This is a genomic window from Acidobacteriota bacterium (assembly GCA_035471785.1).
Classification (GTDB): Bacteria; Acidobacteriota; UBA6911; order RPQK01; family DATIPO01; genus JANQFM01.
The window spans coordinates 1-4,893 of sequence record DATIPQ010000025.1 but is presented as its reverse complement, the minus strand read 5'-3'; the positions used below and the strand labels follow the sequence as shown (position 1 = coordinate 4,893).

Below are 4,893 nucleotides of genomic sequence, written 5' to 3'. Positions count from 1 at the left end.
TGTTGTCATTTCAAGAGCGTAGTGCTATGCTGAGCGGCAAGGCCCTATAACGAAATCAATCAACTGAGGAGCGCGTTGCAGCGGGTTGGGATCGCCGCAAAGTATCGGGCGAAGCCCGAAGACGGCGGTTGCTGGATGGGCGGAACTTGGCCCTCTCAACGCATGATCCCGCATTGTCTGGAGGCTGAACGCCATGCCGGATCGAGAATTGAAACATCCGCGTCCTTTCCTCCTGTCGCTGACGTCGGGCAAGGAAGTCGATGCCAGGGTGGCACGGCCGCAAAACCGTTTCGAGCAAATGACCCTGGGCGACCTCGACCTGGTCGCTCAGGTGAGGGGACTGGAACAGACCGACGAGGCCGAGACCGCCCTGATACTGCCCTACGACCCCCGAGCCCTTCAGGGGCTGGAGCGCAGCTCTGTACGCGTCTTCCGCTACGACGGACGTCGGGGGACGCTGAGGGCGGTCTGGAACTCGGGCATCAATTTGGAACTCGGATACGTGTGGGCCAAGGTTCAACAGCCGGGAACCTATGTGCCCATCGGACTTCCCCGCGACCGTGTCTTGCAGGAAGCCCTCAGGGAGTTGGCTTACCAGCGTTCGCTGCGCGACCTTGAGGACGCCGAGGCAGCCAAGCGTTTCACCTTGCGTTTCTGGGAGCGCTTCTTCAAGGAGCGGGGGAAGGCCTTGCAGCAGGTACGTGCCCTTGCCACCCGTTTCGAGATCGCCACCACCCACGAAGTTCCCCTCGAGGAGTACAACTTCGGGGAAGGCGGCCATCCCGAGCCGTTTCATCTTCCCCGCGGCGAGAGCTTGGATGAGCTGCGGGAGCGTCTGGCCGGTCTGGAGGTGCTGGCCGAGGGACTCCCCGAAGAGCAGCTTTTCAGGCCTCCCGAACTGAGTCCTCGAGGGGGCTCCGCCTGGGCCTTGAATCCGCAAGTGGCCCGCTACGATTTGCTGGAACGCCAACTCAGCGTTCTTGACTTCAAGATCGAGATCTTGCCCCTTTACCCCTGGCTCTTCTCCAAGGACTGGCCGATGTACCAGCATGACATCCGCCACTCCGGCGCGGCCTCGGGCTCGAGTTCGATCAATTCCACCACCGTCGGCCAACTGGCCCAGCGCTTCAAGGTCAACCTGGACGGCCCCGTCAACAGCAAGCCGTCCATCGTCAGCGGCAAGGCCTACATAGGAACCAGCCAGTATGGAGGCGGTTCAGGCGGGACACTCTACAAGATCAACCTCTGCAGCGGCTGCATCGAAGGTCAATTCCCTACCAACGACGCCGCCTTCTACTCCATCAGAGGCATCGGCGGCTCGCCGGCCATCTACAAAGGGAAGGTCTACTTCACCACCGTGGGCGGCAAGGTCTATTGTCTCGACGCCTCAACCATGACCACCAGCGCGCCCCATCCGGCGCCGCTCTGGGTGACCGACTTGAAGAACCCCGATGCGGGCAAGAAACAACCGGTCGACAACCCCAGCGGCGACTGCTGGTCGAGTCCGCTGGTGGTCAACGACAAGGTCTACGTCGGTTCCGGCGAGGGAGAAGACGCCACCTGCTGGGGCTTCGCCTGGTGTCTGGACGCCAACAACGGCCAGGTGCAGTGGCTCTTCTGCACCAACAAGGCCCAGGACATCAACAATCCCGGCAACGAGAACGTGCCCAACAGGATTCCCCGCTCGGCCGCCGTCAGCGATCCGCTGCCCGGCTGGGCCACCGCCGCCGGCTTCAGCCTGATGGACGATCCGCCGGAAACCGGTTCCTCGCCCTGGTCGTCCTTCGCTTACGACTCGGTGCACCAGCAGGTCTACATCGGGACCGGCAACTCCGAATATGCGGGCGGCCTGGGAAGCGCCATCGCACCCGATCAGCGCTACGGCAGCGGCCTCATAGCCCTGGACGCCAACACCGGCGACTTCCGTGGCTTTCACACCTCTCAGCCTGACGACAGTTACCACCCCAACGACAGCGATATCGACTCGCCCGGCGCGCCCACCGTCTTCAGCCGCGGCGGCCAGCGGGTGGTCTGCTACGGGTGCAAGAACGGCTCCTTTTTCCTGCTCGACGCCGGTAACCTCAGCGTCCTGGGAGGAGGCGCCCAGCGCCGTCAACTGCTGGCGCGGGAGAACGGAAGCGGCCATCCGGGCAATCGGGGCAACCCCATTCCAGGTGTGGCAACCGGAGGAGGACTGCAAGAAAACAAGTGGGGCGTGATGGCGACACCCGCCATTCATTATGGGTTGGGCACCATCTATGTCGGTTTGGGGGGCTACAGCGGAGCCGGCGACGGCACCAAGACGCCCTTCATCAGGGCCCTGGACTGGAACAACCTCAACGACGCCTGGCCCACGGCGCTGGGGGGAGACGGCGTGACCCGCTATACGCTGGCTAATCCTCCCGTTTACCAAAGGCCCAAGGAGGCTGCCCTCAGTTCTCCGGCGGTCGTCAACGACGTGGTATTCGTCTCCACTACCGATCCCGACAACAACGATATGTCTCTTTACGCCCTCGACGCCGCCACGGGACTGTGCCTGTGGGCGGCGCCCAAGGTGCCGGGAGGAGGCTGGCCCAACTATGCGCTGGGTCCGGCTGTTTCCGGAGAGTACGTGGCGGCGGGGGCCGGCAGCGCACTTTACATTTACACCCGGCCTTCTACGCCCTGGTGCATTAAACCGCTGCCGTGGTACTGGGAAGAAATCCGCTGGCCTGAGCTGCCTTGGCCTCCGGTAGTGATCGATCGGACGGGCGGATAATTCGAAGAGGGAGAGAATGATGAGCACGCTTCTTGCTCTGGGACTTTTGGTCGGTCTCGATAATCTGCGGGTCGGCATCGGTTTGGGCGCACTCGACCTGAGCCCCCGACGCCGACGCCAAATGGCGCTGGCATTCGGTCTCTTCGAGGCCCTGATGCCGCTGGCCGGCGCCCTGATGGGCGCCTGGCTGGCTAGCGGCCTTGAAGCCTATCTGGGCTGGGTGGGGCCAGCGCTTCTGGGCCTTTGCGCCCTGGTGGTCTTATGGGGCGGCAGGCGGCAGGTGGACGTGAAAGGGGCCCTGTCCGGTTCTGCCTGGCTCTTCGCCTTCCCCTTTGCGCTGAGCATCGACAACCTCTTGGCCGGCAGCGCGGCGGCGGCCTCAGGCATCCCTCTCGGACTGGCATTGCCCCTGATCGGCATCCTCAGCGCCTCCCTGTCGCTGGCAGGACTTTATGGCGGCGCCGCCCTTGTGCGCAGGCTTCCCCTCAAGCGGGGAGCCACCGCCGCCGGAACGCTCATGCTCATGGCCCTGGCGAGTTGGTTCATCCTGCCGTGACCCTTCACGCTCAAACCGACAGCATCGCATTCGACCTGGTGGCGGAAGGACTCTCCTTCCCCACCAGCCTGGCTTTCGACGACCAAGGCGTCCTCTACGTGGCGGAGTCGGGCTTGCCCTGGGACGGAGAGGCCCCCGGGGGCAAGATCTGGCGCGTCCTGCCCCGGGGCGATCGTCAACTGCACGCCCAAGACCTGCGCCATCCGGTCAATGGGATCACCTGGCATCAGGGCCTCCTCTACGTCTCGGAAGGAGGATCTCCCGGCCGCATCAGTCGCATCCTTCCCGGGGGAGAGCGCCAAACCGTCCTGGAGGGACTCCCGGGTCCGGGCAACTACCACACCAACATGGCGGTTTTCGGGCCGGACGGAAAGCTCTACTTCAGCCAGGGAGCCATGAGCAACAGCGCCATCGTGGGACTGGACGCCTACGACCTGGGATGGCTGCGCCAACTCCCCCACCAGCATGACTTGCCGGGGCTGGATATCGAGTTGGCCGGTTTCGACGTCACCACACCCGACCCTTTGGCCGAGGATGGCGCCAAAGCCACCACGGGTGCCTTCGTCCCCTTCGGCACCCCCACGCATGAAGGACAGCGGATTGAGGCAGAGTTGCCCTGCACCGCCGCCGTCATGCGCTGCAATTCCGACGGCAGCGGACTGGAGCTGGTGGCCTGGGGACTCCGCAACGCCTACGGGCTGGGTTTCATCAGCGACGGTACGCTGCTTGCCGTCGACCAGGGAGCGGACGAGCGCGGCTCCCGTCCCATCGGCTCGGCGCCCGACTTACTCTTCCGCGTCCGCGCCGGGGACTGGTACGGGTGGCCCGACTTCATCGGCGGCGAACCGGTCACCGATCCCAAATACCGGCCCCGTAAGGGCCCCCAGCTTCAGTTCGTCCTCAGCAACCACCACGAGTTACCCGCTCCCCAGCCGGCTCTTTTGAGATTCCCGCCCCACTGCGGCGCGCTCAAGTTCGACCAGATACCTGAGGGCGGCTCCCGCTGGCCCGGTCACTTGCTGGTGGCTCTCTTCGGCGACGAGGTGCCCATGACGGCCCCCGAGGGTCCTCGGGCGGGACGCTGCCTGGCGCGGGTCGACCCCACGGACTGGAGCCTCCACCGGCTTCCCGCCCTTCCCCTGCACCGTCCCATCGAGGTCCGCTTCGCCCCCGGCGAACCCTGCCCTTACGTTCTCGACTTCGGCTTCTTCGAGATGGAAGCCGGCGCCGCCCTCAACGCCAGAGCCAAGTCGGGCCGCATCCTGCGTTTGGCAGGATTCTGATTCCTCAAGAGCGGCGGGATCAGCCCCCCATGCCGCCGACCGCCAGTTAGCGCTAAGCTGCTAGGTGGCCAACAAGCTCACACACGAATCAAGTTTCAGCGACCGCGCTCAGGCTGAAGGCCCAATGCTCTCGGCGGTATGAGGCTGCTCGCTACTTCGCCAGCCCCCTCCTTCGCCAAGGCTTCGGAGGGCAGGCAGCGACTGTGTTAGAAGTCAAGTCCGGGCTCGCTGAAGGCGAGCGATTCGCCAGCCCAGGGTCAGCCCCGGCGAGCGCCAGCGAGACGGCGGCGCCACCC

At 64.7% G+C, this 4,893-nt stretch carries 3 protein-coding genes; all 3 read left to right on the top strand.

Going from position 1 to position 4,893, the window contains the following annotated elements; all coding sequences use genetic code 11:
• The first annotated feature begins 193 nt into the window (after positions 1-193).
• The 3 genes from VLU25_04545 to VLU25_04535 are packed head-to-tail and all read left to right on the top strand — an operon-like array spanning position 194 to position 4,597.
• Complete coding sequence (locus VLU25_04545; protein HSR67187.1) at positions 194-2,758, top strand: PQQ-binding-like beta-propeller repeat protein; 2,565 nt, start codon at positions 194-196, stop codon at positions 2,756-2,758.
• A gap of 16 nt (positions 2,759-2,774) precedes the next feature.
• Positions 2,775-3,314, top strand: coding sequence for a manganese efflux pump (locus VLU25_04540; GenBank protein ID HSR67186.1), 540 nt, complete (start codon positions 2,775-2,777; stop codon positions 3,312-3,314).
• Positions 3,311-4,597 carry a sugar dehydrogenase gene (locus tag VLU25_04535; GenBank protein HSR67185.1) on the top strand — a complete coding sequence of 429 codons (1,287 nt, stop codon included), beginning with the start codon at positions 3,311-3,313 and terminating at the stop codon, positions 4,595-4,597. Before VLU25_04540 ends, VLU25_04535 begins: the two co-directional genes overlap by 4 nt.
• The last annotated feature ends 296 nt before the right edge of the window (positions 4,598-4,893 follow it).